The following is a 17,898-nucleotide window of genomic DNA, read 5'->3' on the forward strand; positions in this document are numbered from 1 at the left end:
GGGAAGAGCCCTGTCGATCGGCGTGGCGCCCGCCCTGCCCCGTGGGCATAACGCGCCCGGCTCTCTTGGCACTGGCGCTGGCTTCCGTCCACCGGCACTGTGCCGGCCACTTATTGGGAGACGACAAGACCATGACCCGCGCGCAGGCGATCGCGAAAGCTCAGGACTATTTCGATTCAGGCCGGATGAAGACCGATCTCGGCCGGCTCATCGCGATCCCCACCGAAAGCCAGAATCCAGACCGTGCTCCCGTGCTGGGCGAATATCTCGACAAGGAGATGCAGCCCCTGCTCGAATCGCTCGGCTTCACCTGCCGCATCCTGACCCATGCCAAGGCACGCGGCCCCTTCCTCTATGCCGAGCGCATCGAGGACCCCGCCCTGCCGACTATCCTCGGCTACGGCCATGGCGACGTCATCCGCGGCCTCGACGCGCAGTGGAGCGAGGGCCTCTCGCCGTGGAAGCTGGTCGAGCGTGACGGCCGCTGGTACGGCCGCGGCGTCGTCGACAACAAGGGCCAGCACCTCATCAACATCAACGGCCTGCGCGCCGTACTGGAGACGCGCGGCAAGCTCGGCTTCAACGCCAAGTACCTGATCGAGATGGGCGAGGAATCCGGCTCGCCGGGCCTGCGCGAGCTCTGCGAGGATGAGGCCGAACTGCTCAAGGCCGATATCCTGATCGCCTCGGACGGGCCGCGCCTCAATGCCGAGCGCCCTACCGTCTTCCTCGGCGCCCGCGGCGTCATCACCTTCGACCTGCAGATCAAGGCGCGCGATGGCGGCCACCATTCCGGCAACTGGGGCGGCATCCTCTCCGATCCGGCGATCCAGCTCTCCCATGCCATCGCCTCGATCACCTCGCCCACCGGCCAGATCCGCATCCATGAATGGGTGCCGAAGGAGCTGCCCGATGGCGTGCGCCGCGCGCTCGCCGATTGCGAGATCGATGGCGGCCCGGACGGCCCGACCATCGATCCGAACTGGGGCGAGCCCGGCCTCTCCCCCGCCGAACAGGTCTTCGGCTGGTGCTCCTTCGACGTGCTGGCGATGAAATCCGGCGTCCCGGAAACCCCGGTCAACGCCGTGCCGCCGAGTGCTTGGGCCCGCGTCGCCTTGCGCTTCGTCGTCGGCATCGATCCGCGCGACGTCGCCCCGGCGCTCCGCCGCCATCTCGACCGCCACGGCTTCGACATGGTCGAGATCATCATGCCCGGCACCGAGCGCTTCGGTGCGACGCGGCTCGACCCCGACGATGCCTGGGTCCGCTTCACCATCGATTCGATCGCGGAGAGCACCGGCAAGAAGCCGGCCCTGCTGCCCAATCTCGGTGGCTCGCTGCCGAACGACATCTTCGCCGAGATCCTGAAGCTGCGCACGATCTGGGTGCCGCACTCCTATCCCGGCTGCTCGCAGCACGCCCCGGACGAGCACCTGCCGGCCGCCATCGCCCGCGAAGGCCTCGTCGCCATGGCCGGGCTCTACTGGGATATCGGTTCGGGCAACGCCCCGAAGGTCTAAGCGGACTATTCCTGCGGCTGGCGCGGATCGCGCCCCGGCGGCAGATCGATCGGCGTCGCCGGGGGAGCCTCCGGCGGCGCATTCGGCGGCAGTTCCGGCGGTGGCTCGGTCGGGATGCCCTGCGGTTCCTCGTCCGGTGGCGATTCGACCGGCGGAGCCGGCGGCACCTCGCCCGGCGTCAGGGGCGGCGCCTCGGGGGGCGGATCGGGGATGGCGGGCGTATTGCCAGGCGCGGCCGTGAGGCCTTGATCGAATTGCATCATGCGAAAACTGTCCTTTCGGACAGGAACGCCCGAGCCGCCGAAAGGCTCCCTCCCACCCCGGAAAACGCCACTCCGTCAGAGCAACGCCAAGCGCAAGCAAGCAACGATCGAAATTGAAAAACTCATTACAGCTTACAGGAACATTACAGAGAATTAATCCAACTATTCATCTCCTGTTTAATGACGATGTTTCACGATAACTCCATCGAGAACAGGAGATATCGCCATGAAGAAAATTATCGCCTCTGCAATCGCGGGCGCTTTTCTACTCGGAGCAACCGCCCCCAGCTTCGCTCAGTCTTACCGGACACAGCATCACGGCCCCGCTCGTCAGGGCCCGGTCCATGTCGAGAAGCATGTGACGAAGAAGGTCATCGTCCGCAAGGATCGTTGGGCGCGCGGGCATGCCCTGCCCCGGCAGTACCGGCAGAGCTATGTGCGGGATTATCACCGCTACCATCTGCGTGCGCCGGGCCGCGGCCAGCGCTGGGTCAGGGTCGATAATCAGTTCATTCTGATCAACAGCATCACGGGCATGATCGCCGCCCTCGCCGCGGCCCGCTGAGCCCGGCACGATGCGGAACGGGCGGCGGCAGCACATGCCAGCCGCTCGCTTCAGCGAGGTGTCCGTTCAACGATGTTCGGAATGGTCGTGGTGGGTGATGTAGGGCTCGAACCTACGACCCGCTGATTAAGAGTCAGCTGCTCTACCAACTGAGCTAATCACCCATACGCCACGAAGCGCCGCCGGTCAGCGGCGTTAGCCGCGTCAGGCAGGGGGCGTGTAGCAAAGGCCCCGCCCCCTGTCCACCCATCCGTGACAGATTTTTCATACGCGGCCGGAATAGCCCGGCCGCGCTGTGGATTGTCAGGCCGTGCGGCGGTTCAGCAGGTGATAGAGCACGATCGCGCCGAAGGTCGCGGTGCCGATTCCACCGAGCTCATAGCCGAAGATCGGCAGCTTCAGGTCGCCGGCGCCGAGGATCAGCGCGGTCGCCACCGTGATCAGGTTCTTCGGCTCCGAAAAGTCGACCTTGTTCTCGACCCAGATCCGGCCGGCGGTCGCCGCGATCAGGCCGAAGACCACGACGGCGAGGCCGCCGAGCACCGCGACGGGGATGGTGCCGATCACCGCGCCGAACTTCGGCGAGAAGCCAAGCAGCAACGCGATGATGCCGGCCGCGACGAAGACCAGCGTGGAATAGACCCGGGTCACCGCCATCACGCCCATGTTCTCGGCATAGGTGGTGACGCCCGTGCCGCCGCCCGAGCCGGCGATCATGGTGCCAAGACCGTCGGCGAAGAAGCCGCGCCCGATCAGGCGGTCGAAATTGCGCCCGGTCATCACCGAGATGCCCTTGATATGGCCGAGATTCTCCGCGACCAGGATGATCGCGACCGGCACGATCAGCGTGATCGCCTTCATCTCGAAGACCGGCGCCACGAATTGCGGCAGGCCGAACCAGGCGGCCGCGCCGATCTTGCCGAAATCGATCGTCGGCGCACCGAAGCTCGATGCCGTCAGCGCATAGAGGATGTAGGCGGCAAGCCCACCGATCAGGATCGGCAGACGCTGCGGCAACCCGCGCGCATAGACCGCGACCAATGCGACCGCGACGACCGTAAACAGCGCGATCCATTTCGTGTAGGGGCTGGCCGAGATCATGCTGATCGCGACCGAAGTCAGGTTGAGGCCGATCGCAGCGACGACAGCGCCGGTCACGACCGGCGGCAGCAGCTTCTCGATCCAGGCCGTGCCGACGCCCTGCACGATCAGGCCGATCACGGCATAGACCGCGCCGCAGGCGATGATACCGCCGAGCGCGACCGCGATATTCGGATTGGGGCCGGAGCCGGCATAGCCGGTCGCTGCGATGACGACGCCGATGAAGGCGAAGGAGGAGCCGAGATAGCTCGGCAGCTGCCCGCGCGTGATGACGAAGAAGAGCAGCGTCGCCAGCCCTGAGAAGAAGATCGCGACATTCGGGTCGAAGCCCATCAGCACCGGCGCGAGCACTGTCGAGCCGAACATGGCCACGACATGCTGCAGGCCAGCCACGACCGTCTGGCCGGTCGGCAGCCGCTCATCCGGCATCACGGCGCCGGAGGTCTTCAAGGTCCAGTTCGGAAAATAGCCCATCGGCATCGCGCTCCCCAGGGTCGCCGGGGGAGCGACCGCACCGGAAGCGCAGATGAAGGCAAAAAGCGAGCCGGCGCCAGATCGCGCCGGCGTCATCCACCGGAATCGAAGCGTCACGTGCTGCGTACGATCAACTGGTCGATGCCGGGCTGTCATCCCGTGCGCGCTGCGGCATGAAATGCCGCTGCGCAGACACGGGACCGTGTTCAGGAAGAGGCGCCCTTGCGGAGAGCACGACGAAAGGAGCCCTGCGCGGCACGCGGTCCCGTGTCTGCGCCGCAGCGTTTCACGCTGCAGCGCGCACGGGATGACACCCTTTCACCAAGGGCGCCCTCGCTTACTCCGCAGCCTGCGCGTGCAGGCGGCCGCCCCGCGCGATCAGCTTGTTGAGCGCGGCGAGATAGGCCTTCGCCGAAGCGACCAGCGTATCGGGATCGGCGCCGCGGCCGGTCACCGACGAGCCGTCGCGCGACAGCCTGACGGAAACCTCCGCCTGCGCATCGGTGCCCTCGGTCACCGCATGGACATCGTAGAGCTCCATCGTCACCTCATGCGGCACGATCGCCTTGATCGCATTGAAGATCGCGTCGATCGGGCCGTTGCCCTCGACCTCCTCGGTGACGTGCTTGCCCTCGACATCGAGCTTCATGGTCGCGCGCTGCGGGCCGCGCGTGCCGGCGATCACCGTCAGCGATTCCAGCTTGATGCGGTCATGGGCGGTGGCGATGTTCTCGTCGACCAGCGCCTCGATATCCTCGTCATAGACATGCTTCTTGCGGTCGGCCAGCGCCTTGAAGCGGGTGAAGGCGTCTTCCAGCTGGTTGTCGCCGAGATCGTAGCCCATCTCCTTCAGCTTCGAACGGAAGGCGGCGCGGCCCGAATGCTTGCCCATCACCAGCGAGGTCTTGGTCACGCCGACCGATTCCGGCGTCATGATCTCGTAGGTCGTGTTGTTCTTCAGCATGCCGTCCTGGTGGATGCCGCTCTCATGGGCGAAGGCGTTCCGGCCGACGATCGCCTTGTTGTACTGCACCGGGAAGGAGCAGGCGGTCGAGACGGCCTTGGAGACGCGCATCAACTGCGTCGCGTCGATGCCGGTGTCGTAGGGCAAGACGTCGGCGCGCACGCGCAGCGCCATCACGATCTCTTCCAGCGCGGCATTGCCGGCGCGCTCGCCGATGCCGTTGACCGTGCATTCGACTTGCCGGACACCACCCTCGATCCCCGCCAGCGAATTCGCGACGGCCAGGCCCAGATCATTATGGCAGTGCGCCGAGAAGATCGCCTTGTCGGCGTTCGGCACGCGCTCGCGGACGGCCTTGAACATGGCGCGATACTCGTCCGGCGTGGCATAGCCGACCGTGTCGGGCAGGTTGATCGTGGTCGCGCCCGCCCTGATCGCGGCCTCGACCGTGCGGCAGAGATAGTCGATCGGCGTGCGGGTGGCATCCATCGCCGACCACTCGACATCCTCGACTAGGTTGCGCGCCTGGGTCACCGTCCCGGTGATGATCTCCAGCACCTGCTCCTGCGTCTTGCGCATCTGGTGTTCCAGATGGATCGGCGAGGTCGAGACGAAGGTGTGGATGCGCGGCTTCACCGCATGGCGCACCGCCTCGCCGGCCCGGGCGATATCGGCGCTGATGGCGCGGGCGAGACCGGCGACGGTCGCGCGCTTCAGGCGGCGGGCGATCTCGGACACCGCCTCGAAATCGCCGTCGGACGCGATCGGGAAGCCGGCCTCGATGATGTCGACGCCCATGGCGTCCAGCATCTCGGCGATCTCCAGCTTCTCCTCGAAGGTCATGGTGGCGCCGGGGCACTGCTCGCCGTCGCGCAAGGTGGTGTCGAAGATCAGGACGCGGTCCTTGTCCGAGGGCTTCTGGACGGAGCCGGACTGGGTCGGGTTGGTCATGGTTCTGCTTCCGGGTGTCGGCGCGCCGCGGAATTTTGGAAAAGGCGGGCGCTGGGTTTTCTGTCGGCGGTTCTCGTCACTCCCCTGAGCGCCCAGGCAACATGCCCGGCCGGCCCTCAGGGGCAGCTAAGGAGAAGAAGGCCAAGAAGCGAGAACGGAGCGCGAGCGCGCATGCCGACGACCTGCGCAGCGGCGCAGTCCTTCGTCAGGTCATGGCGGGCGGTCGAAACCACGGGCGTTCCTCACATCGACAGGACAGGATGTAACCGAAGCACGGGGTCCAGCGCAAGCATATGTCGCATGCCGATTTGAATTAAGAACAGACGGCTCCTGTGAATTAGGATGGCGCAGCGCGATTCGGCCGGCGGTCGCGCGACATTGGGGGGCTGGCCAGAATGTCGGAGCGCCGCGCATGATGCGCTATGACCGGCCTGTCATCGGCCTTGCCTTCTGCCTGTCCGGCCTGGCGGGCTTTGTCGATGCGCTCGGATTCCTCAGCCTCGGCGGCTTCTTCGTCTCCTTCATGAGCGGCAACACCACCCGCTTCGCCATCGAGCTCGCCGGGCGCCACGCCGGCGGCATCCTGCTCGCCGTGACGATCCTAGGGCTCTTCGTCCTCGGCGTGGTCGGCGGCTCGCTCGCGGGGCATTTCGCCGGGCGCCAGCGCAAGGCGGCAGTTCTCGCCTTCGTCACGCTCGCCCTGCTGATCTCGGCCGGCCTCGACTCGATCGGGCTGGGCATCGCCGGCGCCGGCGTCCTCGCCATCGCAATGGGCGCGGAGAACAGCGTCTTCCAGCGCGACGGCGAGGTCACGATCGGCCTGACCTATATGACAGGAACGCTGGTGAAGATGGGGCAGCGCATCGCCGGCGCCCTGCTCGGCGGGCCGAAGCTCGCCTTCCTGCGCCATTTCGTGCTCTGGCTCGGTCTGCTCAGCGGCGCCATCGCCGGCGCTGTCGCGCATGGCCGCATCGGGCTCGATGCGGTCTGGCTGGCCGCAGGCGCCGCCGCCCTCTTCACGGTCGTGGCGCTCTTCATGCCCGAGCCCGACTGACAGCAGCTTTGCCGGCCCCGAGGAATCGGGCATGCTCCCAGCTTGATCAGCCGGAGCCTCCCCGATGCGCGTCTCTACCGTCCTTATCCCGGCTTTCGCCGCGCTCCTGCTCTCCGCTTGCCAGACGCCATCGGGCGGCCCGCCCCCGGCTCCGCCGCCGTCGCAGGCCGCGCCCGGCGTGACCCCGAATACCTTCCGCATGCCCTCGGGCACCGGCTGCTCCGGTGAGGTCGAACGCTTCCAGGCGGTGATCGATAACGACTTCGCGACCGGCCACACAACCAAGGGCGTGCATGACCGGGTCAGCAGCGAGATCGCACGCGCCCGCACGACCTGCTCAGGCGGCAACGATGCCGGCGCGATCGGCCAGATCAGGGCGACCAAGGCGAAGTTCGGTTATCCCGGCTGAGCCAAAAAGCCAGCACCGTCATGCTCGCCCTTGTGGGCGAGCATCCACGTCTTGAACATTGCCCGAGAGAAGACATGGATGGTCGGGACGAGCCCGGCCATGACGGAATGCGGCGGCTCAAGCCGCCAGTCCCCGCTTCTCCAGGAGCGCATCCGGCGTCGGCAGCCGCCCGCGGAACAGCGTATAGGCCTCGGCCGCATCACGCGTATCGCCCGCCGAATAGATGTAGCGCTTCAGCTTCTCCGCAACCGCGGGCGAGAACACGTCGCCGGTCTCGGTGAAGGCGTTGAAGGCGTCGGCATCCATCACCTCCGACCAGAGATAGCTGTAATAGCCAGCCGAATAACCGTCGCCCGAGAAGACATGGGTGAAATGCGGCGTGCGGTGCCGCATCGTGATCTCGGCGGGCATGCCGATGCGGGCGAGCTCCGCCGCCTCGAAGGCGAGCGGGTCGACCTCGGCCGGTGCCTCCAGCGAATGGAAGGCGAGATCGACCAGCGCCGATGATGTGTACTCAACCGTGGCGAAGCCCTGGTTGAAGGTCTGCGCCTTTTCGATCTTCTCGATCAGCGCCTCCGGGATCGGCTCGCCCGTCTCGGCATGGTGGCAATATTCGCGCATCACCTCGCGCGTCATGAACCAGTGCTCGTAGAGCTGCGAGGGCAGTTCGACGAAATCGCGCGCAACCGACGTGCCCGCGAGCGAGCCATAGGTCACGTCCGAGAGCAGGCCGTGCAAGGCATGGCCGAACTCGTGGAAGAGCGTGCGCGCATCGTCGAGCGAGAGCAGCGCCGGCTTGCCCTCGGCGGGCTTGGCGAAATTGCAGACATTGACGATGATCGGCCGGGTCTCGCCGTCGAGCTTGCGCTGGCCCCGGAAGGCGCTCATCCAGGCGCCGGAGCGCTTCGACGCGCGGGCGAAGTAGTCGCCGACGAACAGGCCGATATGGCGCCCGCTCGCGGTCTCCTTGACCTCGAAGATGCGCACGTCCGGGTGATAGCCCTTGAGTTCCGGCCGCTCCGCGAAGGAGAGCCCGAACAGCTTGCCGGCGACGTCGAAAGCCGCCTGCCTCACGCGGTCGAGCTGGAGATACTGCTTCAGCACGGCCTCATCGAGCGCATAGGTCTTCTGCCGGACCTTCTCGGCGTAGTGGCGCCAGTCCCAGGGGCGGATCGGGCCGTTCTCGCCCTCGCTCTGCGCCAGCGCCGCGAGATCGGCCGCCTCACGCGCCGCGCGCGCCTTGGCCGGCTTCCAGACCAGCTCCAAGAGCCCGCGCACGTGCTCCGGCGTCTTCGCCATGGCATCGTCGAGCTTGAAATGCGCGAAGGTCGGGTAGCCCAGGAGCTTCGCCTTCTCGGCCCGGAGCTTCACCATCTCGGCGACGATGGCGCGGTTGTCGCTCTCACCGCCATTCTCGCCGCGCTTGCTCCAGGCGATGAAGGCCTCCTCGCGCAGGTCGCGGCGGGTCGAGAAGGTCAGGAACGGCTCGATGATCGAGCGGGACAGCGTCACCGCATGCTGGCCCGGCTTGCCGCGATCGGCTGCGGCACGCGCCATCGCCGCCTTCACGAAATCAGGCAGGCCGGCGAGCCCAGCCTCGTCCTCGATGAACAGCGCATAGGAGGATTCGTCCTTCAGCACGTTCTGGCTGAACTGCGTGCCGAGCCCCGCCAGCCGCTCGTTGATCGCGGCAAGGTGCTTCTTCTCGCCTGCTCCCAGCTTCGCGCCCGAGCGGATGAAGCCCTTGTAGCTGCGCTCCAGCAGGCGCGCCTGCTCCGGGTTCAGGCCGAGCGCATCGCGCCCGGCATTGACCGCATCGACGCGGGCGAACAGCCCCTCGTCCATCATGATCGCCGACCAGTGCCGCGAGGTGATCGGCGACATCTCGCGCTCGATCGCCTGCAAGGCCTCGTTCGTATCGGCACCGGTCAGGTTGTAGAACACGCCGCCGACGCGGGAGAGCGCGCGCCCTGCCCGCTCCAGCGCCTCGATCGTATTGGCGAAATCCGGCTCGGCTTTGTCCGCGACGATCGCCGCGATCTCGGCCTTGTGCTTGGCCAGCGCCGCCTCGAAAGCCGGGCGGATATGCTCCGGCTTGATCGCAGCGAAGGGCGGCAGGCGGAACGGCGTCTCCCAGCGCGTCGCGAAGGGGTTTTCGGCCGGCAGCGGCAGGGCCTCAGGATAATTGGCTTCCGGATAGCTGGTCTCGGCAGAGCTCATCGGGTCACTTTCGCGGAACAGGCAAGATCACTTGCCGTCGAAGATATGCGCGAGATAGCGGCGCATGAAGGGCGGCATGTCGTGGTTTTCGGTATCAGCGAGATCGCGCACGATGACGATGTCGGAAAGCTCCTCCTCCTCGAGGTGCTTCATCCGCTCCAGCATCAGCGCCCGTGCCTCGCCCGCCGGCAGATCGATCTTGACCTCGCGCATGAAGGCGATGCGGCCCTGCTCGATCAATGCCGTCCAGCCCTCGCCGACCTGCAGCTCCTCGACGCGCAGGCCCGTCTCCTCGCCGAGCTCGCGGGTGACGCTGCCGGCGAGATCGAGCGTGCCGTCCGGGCGGGCGTCGTCGCGATCCGGCGTGCCGGCGGCGAAATAGACCTTGCCGGCATTGGCCGTGTGGTCGCCCATCCTGCCGCAGAGAAAGGCGCCGTCATTGGCCCGGAGCGCCGCCATGGCGAAGCCGTTGCGGATGACGGGGCCGGGATGGCCCGCGTCGCGCCACGTCATGAAGGCCGCATAATCGGTCTCGAAATAGCCGGCCTCGAACACGCCGTCGCGGATCGCCGCGCGATGCTGGAGCATGATGCGGCCGTTGAACATCGCTGGCTTGCCGGCGCTGATCGCAGCCCAATGTGTCGCGATCAGCTCTGGATTCTCGCGCGCGAAGGCCCAGTCATAGGGCTCGACCAGGGCATCGACCCGCGACAGCGAGACGATCGTGCCGTTCTCGACACCATCGCTCACAGCAGCACGCCCTCGCTCACCACGATTGCCGAGCCACCGATCCGCGCGGAGGCGAGCATGCCGCCGCGCACGCTCAGCTCCAGCGTGATCTGCGACGGCCGGCCCATCTCGTAGCCCTGCTCGATGACGAGGCGGTGGTCGCCATCCTCGGGCTTGTCATAGGCCATGATCGCGCCGGCAAAGGCTGCAGCCGCACTGCCCGTCGCCGGATCCTCGACGACCCCGGCGCCTGGCCAGAACATGCGGGCATGGTAGTGATGCCCGACCTCGGCAGTCTCGCGGCCGTAGATGAAGGCGTTGCCGTTCGGCGTCGCCGCCATCACCCGCTCGAACGCACCGGAAACCCTCGCCTTGGCGATAGCCTCGCGGCCGGCGACGGGCACGGTCGTATAGGCGACGCCAGCCGAGAAGACGCTCGGTCGATGCGCATCAAAGCCGAGATCGGCCGGATCGAGCCCGAGCGCCTCCGCCAGTTGTGCCTCCGTGACCGACTGCGGGAGCAGCTCCGGCAGGCGCGGCAGGGTGAAGGTGGCGTGGCCGGCATGACTGCCCTTGATCGCGACGGCGCAGGAGACCGGCCCGACCTTCTCTTCCAGCACCAGCATGTCGACAGGCTTGCCCTCGGCCTCGTCGGTCAGCGCCAGCCAGACCGCTGTCCCGACCGTCGGATGGCCGGCGAAGGGCAGCTCGCCTCCCGGCGTGAAGATGCGGACGGAGGCGCGATGCTCCGGCTTCTCCGGCGGCGCGACGAAGACCGTCTCGGACAGGTTGAACTCCCGGGCGATGGCCTGCATCGCCTCGGTGTCGAGCCCTTCGGACTGGAGCACCACGGCGAGCGGATTGCCGGCATGGCGGCGCGTGGTGAAGACGTCGAGCGTGACGAAGCGGCGTTTCATCAGGTCACCCTTCCGGGATGTCGAGATCGATGGTGAGCGGGCAATGGTCGGAGGCCTTGGGCCGGTCCCAGCCGACGCGTGGATAGCGGTTCGCACAGGTCGCCAGCTTCGCCATCGAGCGGTCCGGCTCGCGCGGATCGAGCGGCACGCGGTAAGGCAGTCCGCGCCGGATCATCTGCATGGCAGGCTTGGGATTGGCCGCCGCCAGCGCAGGCGAGAGCAGGATGCGGTCGAGCGGCATATGGCTGTCGACCAGCCTGTCCTGACTTTCCGACCAGTAGCGCCGGAAATGCGTCCAGCGCTCATGCGGCGGCAGGGTCTGCATCGGATCGACGGCGAAATCGTCGAGCAAAGGCTCGATACCGCTATCGCCCTCATCGACCAGTTCGGCGCGTGGGCCGAGACCATGGCGATAACCGTTGAGATCGCCCAGCACGATCCAGTTGGCTTCGCGCCAGCCACCGCCGAAACGCTGCTGGACCAGCCAGCGCACGGCCCGTGCCTCGGCGCGGCGCACCGGCAGCGTGGCGACCCGCCCGTCCTCGCGGCCATTGTTCATCGACTTGAGATGGCAGCCGAACAGGCTGAGCCGTCGTCCGTCGAGCGTCAGCTCCACCTCCAGGCAATCCCGCGCGAACACCTTGGCCTGCGGCCCGATGCCGAACAGGGCGAGCTCGCGGTCATGCACGCCGGCCTGTGCGAAGGTCAGGTCCTTGTGCGAGCGCACTGTGACCTGCCCCTGGCCGAACAGGTCGCGCCGGGCCGCGAAGCCGATATCGATGCTGCGACGGTCATTGCCGTCGATCAGCGTGAAATGGCCGTAGCGATGATCGGCGATGCGGTGAACATAGTTGGCGAAGAAGGCCTGCAGGCTCGCCAGCGAATCGACCTCCTGCAGCATCCAGAGATCGGCCTGCGCCTCCGCAATGGCGAGCGCGGTCATCTGGCGCTTGTCGTCCTCCAGCGCAACCGCGAGCGAGCGCTCCACCGCGTCGCGCTCGTCGGCCCGCGGGAAGTGGAACAGCGACATCGCGGCGGCGGTCTCGGTGCGCCCGCCCGGCTCGAAGCGATGCCGCGTCAGCAGGTTCTCGACATTGAAGGTGCCGACGCGCAGCTTCATCGCAATGCGCTCAGATCGCTTCCGGCGCGAAGACCTGCGAGGGGGTTACGAACTCGTCCTGCGCCGCGACCGTCAGGATCTCGCGCGAGCCGGCCTCCTTCGTCCGCTTCAGCAGGCCGTAGATCGAGGATGCCGCCTTCGACAGCGCAGCCGCCGCCGATTCCTCGCGCAGGTAATGCGTGAAGAACAGCGCCGCGATCGCATCGCCCGCGCCGTTGACGCTGACATCGAGCTTGGGCGTGCGCACCCGCCAGCTGCCCTTCGCATCGGCCGCCATCAGGTCGATCGAGTCGGCGGGCGTTTCCTCGGTCTCGAGCGAGGTCACCATCACGACCTTCGGGCCGGCATCGCGCAGCGCTTCCACGGCGCGATGCGCATCGGCCAGCGTCTTGATCTCGACATCGGTCAGCAATTCCAGCTCGAACTGGTTGGGCGTCACGATATCGGCGGCCGGCACCGCCTGCTCGCGCATGAACTCGGGAATGCCCGGCCGCACGAAGACACCGCGCCCGACATCGCCGATCACCGGGTCGCAGCAGTAGAGGGCCTTGGGATTGGCCGCCCGCACCCGCTCCACCGCCGAGAGGATCGCATGGCCGATATCGGCCGAGCCCATATAGCCGGAGATCACGCCGTCGCAATTGGCGAGCACGCCGCGCTCGGCGATACCCTCCATCACCTCGTCGATCATGCCGCCGTCGAAGACGCGGCCCTTCCAGTTGCCGTAGCCGGTATGGTTCGAGAACTGCACCGTGTGGATCGGCCAGACATCGACGCCGAGCCGCTGCATCGGAAAGGTTGCGGAGGCGTTGCCCACATGGCCATAGGCGACATGGGACTGGATCGAGAGAATATTCATGGTCCGAAGCGATACCCCGTTCGCGGTGGGAGCGCGAACCTAACGGCTCCGGCGCGAGGCGCAAATCGAAAGCGGTGAAGCGTTCCATCGCTCACGCAGAGCGGTTACTCCCGCGGCGCGATATTGGCCATCGTCGTGGTCAGGACATAGCGCAAGCCTTCAGGCCGGTAGTCCAGCTCGACCTCGCCCTGGAATTTCTGCGCCATGACGCGCTCCACCAGTCGCGAGCCAAACCCTTGCCGCCGTGGCTTCGCGACCGGCGGCCCGCCGCTCTCGATCCATTCGAAGCGGAAAGCATCCTCGGTCTGCGGCCGCCCGACGCTCCAGCGGACCGAGACCTCGCCGGTCTCGACCGAGAGCGCGCCGTATTTGACCGCATTGGTCGCAAGTTCGTTGGCGGCAAGCGCGAGCGTCATCGCCTGGTCGGCCGTCAATTGCAGCGGCGGCCCCTCGACGCGGATCGTGCCGATATCGGAGCGATGCGGCGCCAAAGCCCCGTCGATCACGGCGCGGATCGGCGCGCTGCTCCAGCTCGACCGGGTCAGGATGCTGTGCGCCTCGCCCAAGGTCGCGATGCGGTCGCTGAGGATCGACTGCGCCTCTTCCAGCGTCTCGGCCGAACGGAATGTCTGGCTGGCGATCGCGGCGATCATCGCCAGCGTGTTCTTCATGCGATGGGCGAGTTCGGCATTGAGCAGGCGCCCGTTGCGCTCTGCCTCCATCTTGCCCGTCGTCTCCATCACCGTGTCGATGATGCCGAGAACGCGGCCTGTCTCGTCGCGGATCGGGCTGTAGCAGAAGGTGAACCAGACCTCCTCGGCGTGGCCATAGCGATCGATCGTGAGCGGAAAATCCTCGATGAAGGTGGCCTCGCCCGCGAAGGCCTTGTCGACCAGCGGCCCGATCTCGTCCCAGACCTCTAGCCAGATGTCCCGGAAGGAACGCCCGAGCGCGCAGGGCTTGTCGCCGAGAATCGGAAGGAAGGCATCGTTATGGATCGTGATCAGATCGGCGCCCCAGACAATGCATTTGGGAAAGCGCGAATTGACCATCATGCCGACGGCAATCTTGAGCGCGGCAGGCCAGCGGGCGATCGGCCCGAGCGGCGTGGAACTCCAGTCATGCACTTGAATGGCAGCGGCCATCTCGCCGCCACCATCCAGAAAGGCCGTTTCGCCGTTCACGTGTTTCCCCCAGCGCGAATCGGCGCAGCATGCACGGAAGGCGGAGCGGGCGCGACGTCAAAAGACAGGCGCCGCGCCCGCATCCACGATCACGAGCCGGAGGCCGCCTTCTTGGCGAAGCTGTCGATGAAGGTCTTCGTCAGGTCGACATTCGAGTTGGTCAGTTCGGGGTCGAGCAGCTTGAGCGAGTCGTACATGCTCTTCATCGCGTCAGGCGTCGCGATGCCGGTGCGCGAATAGCTTTCCTGCGAGTTCTTGACCGCGCGGATATAGAGCGCCTTGTCGCCGAGCAGGTACTCCTCCGGCACCAGCGCCGCGACATCCTCGGGCTTCGCCGTCTCCAGCCATTTCAGCGACTTCATCAGCGCATTGACCAGCTTCTGGGTCGTGACCGGGTTCTTCTCGGCGAAATCGTTCTTGAGATAGAGCACCGCCGCCGGGTTCGAGCCACCGAACAGCGCCTTGGTGCCGGCCTCGGTGCGGGTGTCGATCAGCGAGACGATGTCGCCATCGGCCTCGAGCTTCGAGGTGACGGGATCGAGATGCGAGATCAGGTCGACCTGCTTCTGCTTGATCGCCGCGACCGCGCTGGCGCCGGCACCGACGCCGATGATCGCGGCATCCGTCGCCTTCAGGCCCGCCTTGACCATAGCGTATTGCGCGGTCAGCGCCGTCGAGGAGCCCGGCGCCGTCACGCCGATCTTGAGGCCCTTGAAATCGGCCGCGGACTTCACCTTGTCGGCGAGGTCCTTGCGCACGGCGATGGTGATCGCCGGGAAGCGCCCGAGCTCGATCACGGCGCGGATATCCTGGCCCTTCGCCTGCATGCGGATGGTGTGCTCATAGGCACCCGTCACGACATCGACCGAACCGCCGACCAGCGCCTGCAGCGATTTCGCACCGCCGCCGAAATCGTTGATCTCGACATCGAGGCCCTGGTCCTTGAAATAGCCCTTCCTCTCCGCGACCGTCAGCGGAAGATAGTAGAGGAGCTGCTTGCCGCCGACGCCGAGCGTGAGCTTCGGCTTCTCCGCGTTCTGGGCGAGCGCGGCATGCGGCGCAGCGCCGAGAGCGGTGGAAAGAGCGAGCACGGCCAATGCGCCGCGGCGGGTAAACTTCATGGCGAAACCTCCGGTCGAATGAAGAAGGCGCTTCTCGATGGCGCACTCGCCGTAACGATAGGCGAGATCATTTGTCCACGGCAAGCGAGCGAAATCTAACGGGGATTGCACAATTGGCGGAAGCGCGAGACATGGCGCTCAACCTGCGCGAGGTCGAAGGAGGCGGTGAACTTGCGTTTGACCGCGAACGCCATCGACTTGCCGGCGAGCAACTGCCGGAAGAGCCCGATCGCCTTGCTCCCGCCCAGCGTCAGGTAGTCGTCGCGGCTGTCCATGTGCTGGACGATGTCCTCGCCCCCGTCGCGCGAGATCGTAACGTCCTCGCCCTCGACCGCCCAGACGGCGCCCGCTCCGAAATCGAGCGCGACGCCATAAGTCAACATGTCGTCGACGCGGCAGGAGATTACAACCATCACGTCGCGGCCGCCGCTCGCCTTGCTGGTCAGCACGAGGCGGTTGCGCTTGGCGTTGGCGCGCCCGTCGGAATTGACTTGGAGCATCGCCTCCGTCCGCGCCTGCGCCGGAAGCGCCGCGCAGCACAGGCCGGCCACCACCGCGGAGGACAGGAGCAGCGCCGGGATCCGCATCGCCCCCTCCTTCATGTCGTCGTGGTCGCACTCTGGCCGGGTCGCCAGACCAGCAATCGCTTCTCGACCAGCGTCACCAGCGCATCGATCGCGATGACGAAGATCGTCAGGATCAGCATGCCCGAGAACACGCCGGTGACGTCGAACACGCTCTCGGCCTCGTGAATCTTGTAGCCGAGCCCCGCCGACGAACCGAGATATTCGCCGACCACTGCACCAACCAGCGCGAAACCGACCGAGGTGTGCAGCGACGAGAACATCCAGGTCAGCGCGGACGGCCAGTAGACATGCTTGAAGAGCTGGCGCTCGTTCATGCCGAGCATGCGGGCATTGGCCAGGATCGTCGGCGAGACCTCGCGCACGCCCTGATAGACGTTGAAGAACACGATGAAGAAGACGAGCGTGAAGCCGAGCGCGACCTTCGACCAGATGCCCAGGCCGAACCAGAGCGCAAAGATCGGCGCCAGCACGACGCGCGGCAGGGCGTTCGCCGCCTTGATATAGGGGTCGAACACCGCCGAGAGCAGCTCGCGCCGGGCGAAGGCGAAGCCGAACAGGATGCCGGCGAGCGAGCCGATGACGAAGGCCAGCACCGTCTCGGTCAGCGTGATGCCGAGATGCCAGTAGATGTCTGCGCTGGTGAGCTGCTTGAAGGTGCGCGTCAGCACCGCGACCGGCGTCGAGAAGAAGAACTGGATCGTCTTCACGTCGCCGAACAGGCTCGTCGTCGTCGCGACATGCCAGATCGCCAGGAAGGCAACCATCACCAGAATCTGGAGGAAGAGAAGCTTCACCCGCTTCATGATGCGTCTCCCCCGACGAGTTCCCGGCCCTCGCCCATCGCATAGGCCTTCTGCACCTCGACGCGCAGCGAGGACCAGATGTCGCGATGAATCTCGTGGAAGGCCTTCTCCAGCCGGATATCGGCAATGTCGCGCGGGCGCGGCAGGTCGACCTTGTAGTCGGCGACGATCCCCGCCGCAGGCCCCGCCGACATCACCACGACCCGGTCGGAGAGCGCGATCGCCTCCTCGAGGTCATGGGTCACGAACATCAGCGCCTTGCGGTCGCGCGACCACAGGTCGAGCAGGAGATTGCCCATGATCTGCCGGGTCTGCGCGTCGAGCGGCCCGAAGGGCTCGTCCATCAGCAGGATCTCGGGATTGCGGATCAGCATCTGCGCGAGGCTGACGCGCTTGCGCTGCCCGCCCGAGAGCATATGCGGATAGCGGTCGACGAAGGTCCTCAAACCCACGCGGCCGAGCCATTCGCGGGCGCGCTGGTCAGCCTCCTGATTCGACACGCCCATCGGCTCCAGCGCGACCTTGACGTTGTCCAGCGCCGTCTTCCACGGCATCAGGGCGTCCTGCTGGAAGAGATAGCCGGCGCGCCGGTTCAGCCCGGACAATGGCTTGCCGAAGATCCCGACCGAGCCGGCCGAGGGCGAGAGCAGCCCCGCCGCCGCATTCAGCAGCGTGGACTTGCCGCAGCCGGTCGGCCCGACGATCGAGACGAACTCGCCGGGATGAACCTTGAGATCGATGCCCTTCACTGCCTGGTAGCGACCGCCATCGGCGAGATGGAAGGTGATGTCGACGCCGCCGAGCTTGACCGCCGGATCGCCCGACGGACCCGGCCCTGCTCCCGCACCCTGGTGCGGGCGATCCTGCAACTCCATGAAATCCGTTTCCCCGTCAGGCGCCGTCTTGTGCCGGGCCGCCAGCTTTTCCGCGTTGCCGGAATTAATAGGCGATCGTCCGGGGAAGGCAACGATGCCCCTGCGGCGGCCCGTCGCTTGCATCGCTCTGGCGACACCGCCATATGGCATGACCGACCCGACCCCGCAGGAGCCGAGCCGAA

The 17,898-nt window shown here is 66.5% G+C and carries 17 protein-coding genes and 1 tRNA gene; 4 read left to right on the plus strand and 14 right to left on the minus strand.

The window, feature by feature from the left end; genetic code table 11:
* Nucleotides 1-131: 131 nt before the first annotated feature.
* Entirely contained in the window at nucleotides 132-1,520 is a 1,389-nt protein-coding gene (locus FHT98_RS03695) for a M20 family metallopeptidase (protein ID WP_142112524.1), read from the plus strand.
* 5 nt (nucleotides 1,521-1,525) lie between these two features.
* On the opposite strand, the gene FHT98_RS03700 is transcribed toward FHT98_RS03695, so the two are convergent.
* Nucleotides 1,526-1,783 carry a hypothetical protein gene (locus FHT98_RS03700; protein ID WP_061966844.1) on the minus strand — a complete coding sequence of 86 codons (258 nt, stop codon included), beginning with the start codon at nucleotides 1,781-1,783 and terminating at the stop codon, nucleotides 1,526-1,528.
* Nucleotides 1,784-2,009: 226 nt separating this feature from the next.
* Here FHT98_RS03700 and FHT98_RS03705 point away from each other — a divergent pair, with 226 nt between their 5' ends.
* Nucleotides 2,010-2,348: an RcnB family protein gene (locus tag FHT98_RS03705; RefSeq protein WP_142112526.1), complete on the plus strand. Its 339-nt coding sequence runs from the start codon at nucleotides 2,010-2,012 to the stop codon at nucleotides 2,346-2,348.
* Nucleotides 2,349-2,436: 88 nt separating this feature from the next.
* Here FHT98_RS03705 and FHT98_RS03710 read toward each other — a convergent pair.
* The 3 genes from FHT98_RS03710 to FHT98_RS03720 form a co-directional block, all read right to left on the minus strand.
* Nucleotides 2,437-2,512, minus strand: a tRNA-Lys gene (locus FHT98_RS03710).
* 139 nt (nucleotides 2,513-2,651) lie between these two features.
* Nucleotides 2,652-3,929, minus strand: coding sequence for a solute carrier family 23 protein (locus tag FHT98_RS03715; protein WP_061967262.1), 1,278 nt, complete (start codon nucleotides 3,927-3,929; stop codon nucleotides 2,652-2,654).
* Nucleotides 3,930-4,260: 331 nt separating this feature from the next.
* Nucleotides 4,261-5,838 carry a 2-isopropylmalate synthase gene (locus FHT98_RS03720; RefSeq protein ID WP_061966841.1) on the minus strand — a complete coding sequence of 526 codons (1,578 nt, stop codon included), beginning with the start codon at nucleotides 5,836-5,838 and terminating at the stop codon, nucleotides 4,261-4,263.
* A 412-nt stretch (nucleotides 5,839-6,250) separates the two neighbouring features.
* On the opposite strand from FHT98_RS03720, the gene FHT98_RS03725 reads away from it, so the two are divergent.
* Together FHT98_RS03725 and FHT98_RS03730 are read left to right on the plus strand one after the other, a co-directional pair.
* Nucleotides 6,251-6,892, plus strand: a complete 642-nt coding sequence (locus FHT98_RS03725) for a YoaK family protein (protein ID WP_061966840.1) — start codon at nucleotides 6,251-6,253, stop codon at nucleotides 6,890-6,892.
* Nucleotides 6,893-6,956: 64 nt separating this feature from the next.
* Nucleotides 6,957-7,301 carry a hypothetical protein gene (locus FHT98_RS03730; RefSeq protein WP_142112530.1) on the plus strand — a complete coding sequence of 115 codons (345 nt, stop codon included), beginning with the start codon at nucleotides 6,957-6,959 and terminating at the stop codon, nucleotides 7,299-7,301.
* 117 nt (nucleotides 7,302-7,418) lie between these two features.
* On the opposite strand, the gene FHT98_RS03735 is transcribed toward FHT98_RS03730, so the two are convergent.
* From FHT98_RS03735 to FHT98_RS03780, 10 genes are all read right to left on the minus strand, one after another.
* A complete protein-coding gene (locus tag FHT98_RS03735) occupies nucleotides 7,419-9,521 on the minus strand; it encodes a M3 family metallopeptidase (protein ID WP_142112533.1) in 2,103 nt (700 codons plus the stop codon).
* Nucleotides 9,522-9,548: 27 nt separating this feature from the next.
* Nucleotides 9,549-10,271, minus strand: a complete 723-nt coding sequence (locus tag FHT98_RS03740) for an NUDIX hydrolase (RefSeq protein ID WP_142112535.1) — start codon at nucleotides 10,269-10,271, stop codon at nucleotides 9,549-9,551.
* On the minus strand, nucleotides 10,268-11,167 hold the full coding sequence (locus FHT98_RS03745) for a PhzF family phenazine biosynthesis protein (protein ID WP_185745067.1): 900 nt from the start codon (nucleotides 11,165-11,167) through the stop codon (nucleotides 10,268-10,270). Before FHT98_RS03745 ends, FHT98_RS03740 begins: the two co-directional genes overlap by 4 nt.
* Nucleotides 11,168-11,171: 4 nt before the next feature.
* Nucleotides 11,172-12,287, minus strand: a complete 1,116-nt coding sequence (locus tag FHT98_RS03750; RefSeq protein WP_142112537.1) for an endonuclease/exonuclease/phosphatase family protein — start codon at nucleotides 12,285-12,287, stop codon at nucleotides 11,172-11,174.
* 10 nt (nucleotides 12,288-12,297) lie between these two features.
* Entirely contained in the window at nucleotides 12,298-13,146 is an 849-nt protein-coding gene (pdxY, locus tag FHT98_RS03755) for a pyridoxal kinase PdxY (RefSeq protein WP_142112539.1), read from the minus strand.
* Between the two features lie 104 nt (nucleotides 13,147-13,250).
* Nucleotides 13,251-14,330, minus strand: coding sequence for a sensor histidine kinase (locus FHT98_RS03760; protein ID WP_248309135.1), 1,080 nt, complete (start codon nucleotides 14,328-14,330; stop codon nucleotides 13,251-13,253).
* An 89-nt stretch (nucleotides 14,331-14,419) separates the two neighbouring features.
* Nucleotides 14,420-15,451, minus strand: coding sequence for an ABC transporter substrate-binding protein (locus FHT98_RS03765; RefSeq protein ID WP_091856488.1), 1,032 nt, complete (start codon nucleotides 15,449-15,451; stop codon nucleotides 14,420-14,422).
* Between the two features lie 95 nt (nucleotides 15,452-15,546).
* The gene (locus FHT98_RS03770) at nucleotides 15,547-16,038 is read right to left on the minus strand and encodes a hypothetical protein (protein ID WP_142112542.1); all 492 of its coding nucleotides are present in this window, start codon (nucleotides 16,036-16,038) and stop codon (nucleotides 15,547-15,549) included.
* An 11-nt stretch (nucleotides 16,039-16,049) separates the two neighbouring features.
* Nucleotides 16,050-16,841, minus strand: coding sequence for an ABC transporter permease (locus FHT98_RS03775; RefSeq protein ID WP_091856486.1), 792 nt, complete (start codon nucleotides 16,839-16,841; stop codon nucleotides 16,050-16,052).
* The gene (locus FHT98_RS03780) at nucleotides 16,838-17,716 is read right to left on the minus strand and encodes an ABC transporter ATP-binding protein (RefSeq protein ID WP_082617393.1); all 879 of its coding nucleotides are present in this window, start codon (nucleotides 17,714-17,716) and stop codon (nucleotides 16,838-16,840) included. The genes FHT98_RS03775 and FHT98_RS03780 overlap by 4 nt, the downstream gene beginning before the upstream one ends.
* Nucleotides 17,717-17,898: the final 182 nt, after the last annotated feature.

This window comes from Allobosea sp. AK1 (assembly GCF_006714945.1).
Classification (GTDB): domain Bacteria; phylum Pseudomonadota; class Alphaproteobacteria; order Rhizobiales; family Beijerinckiaceae; genus Allobosea; species Allobosea robiniae.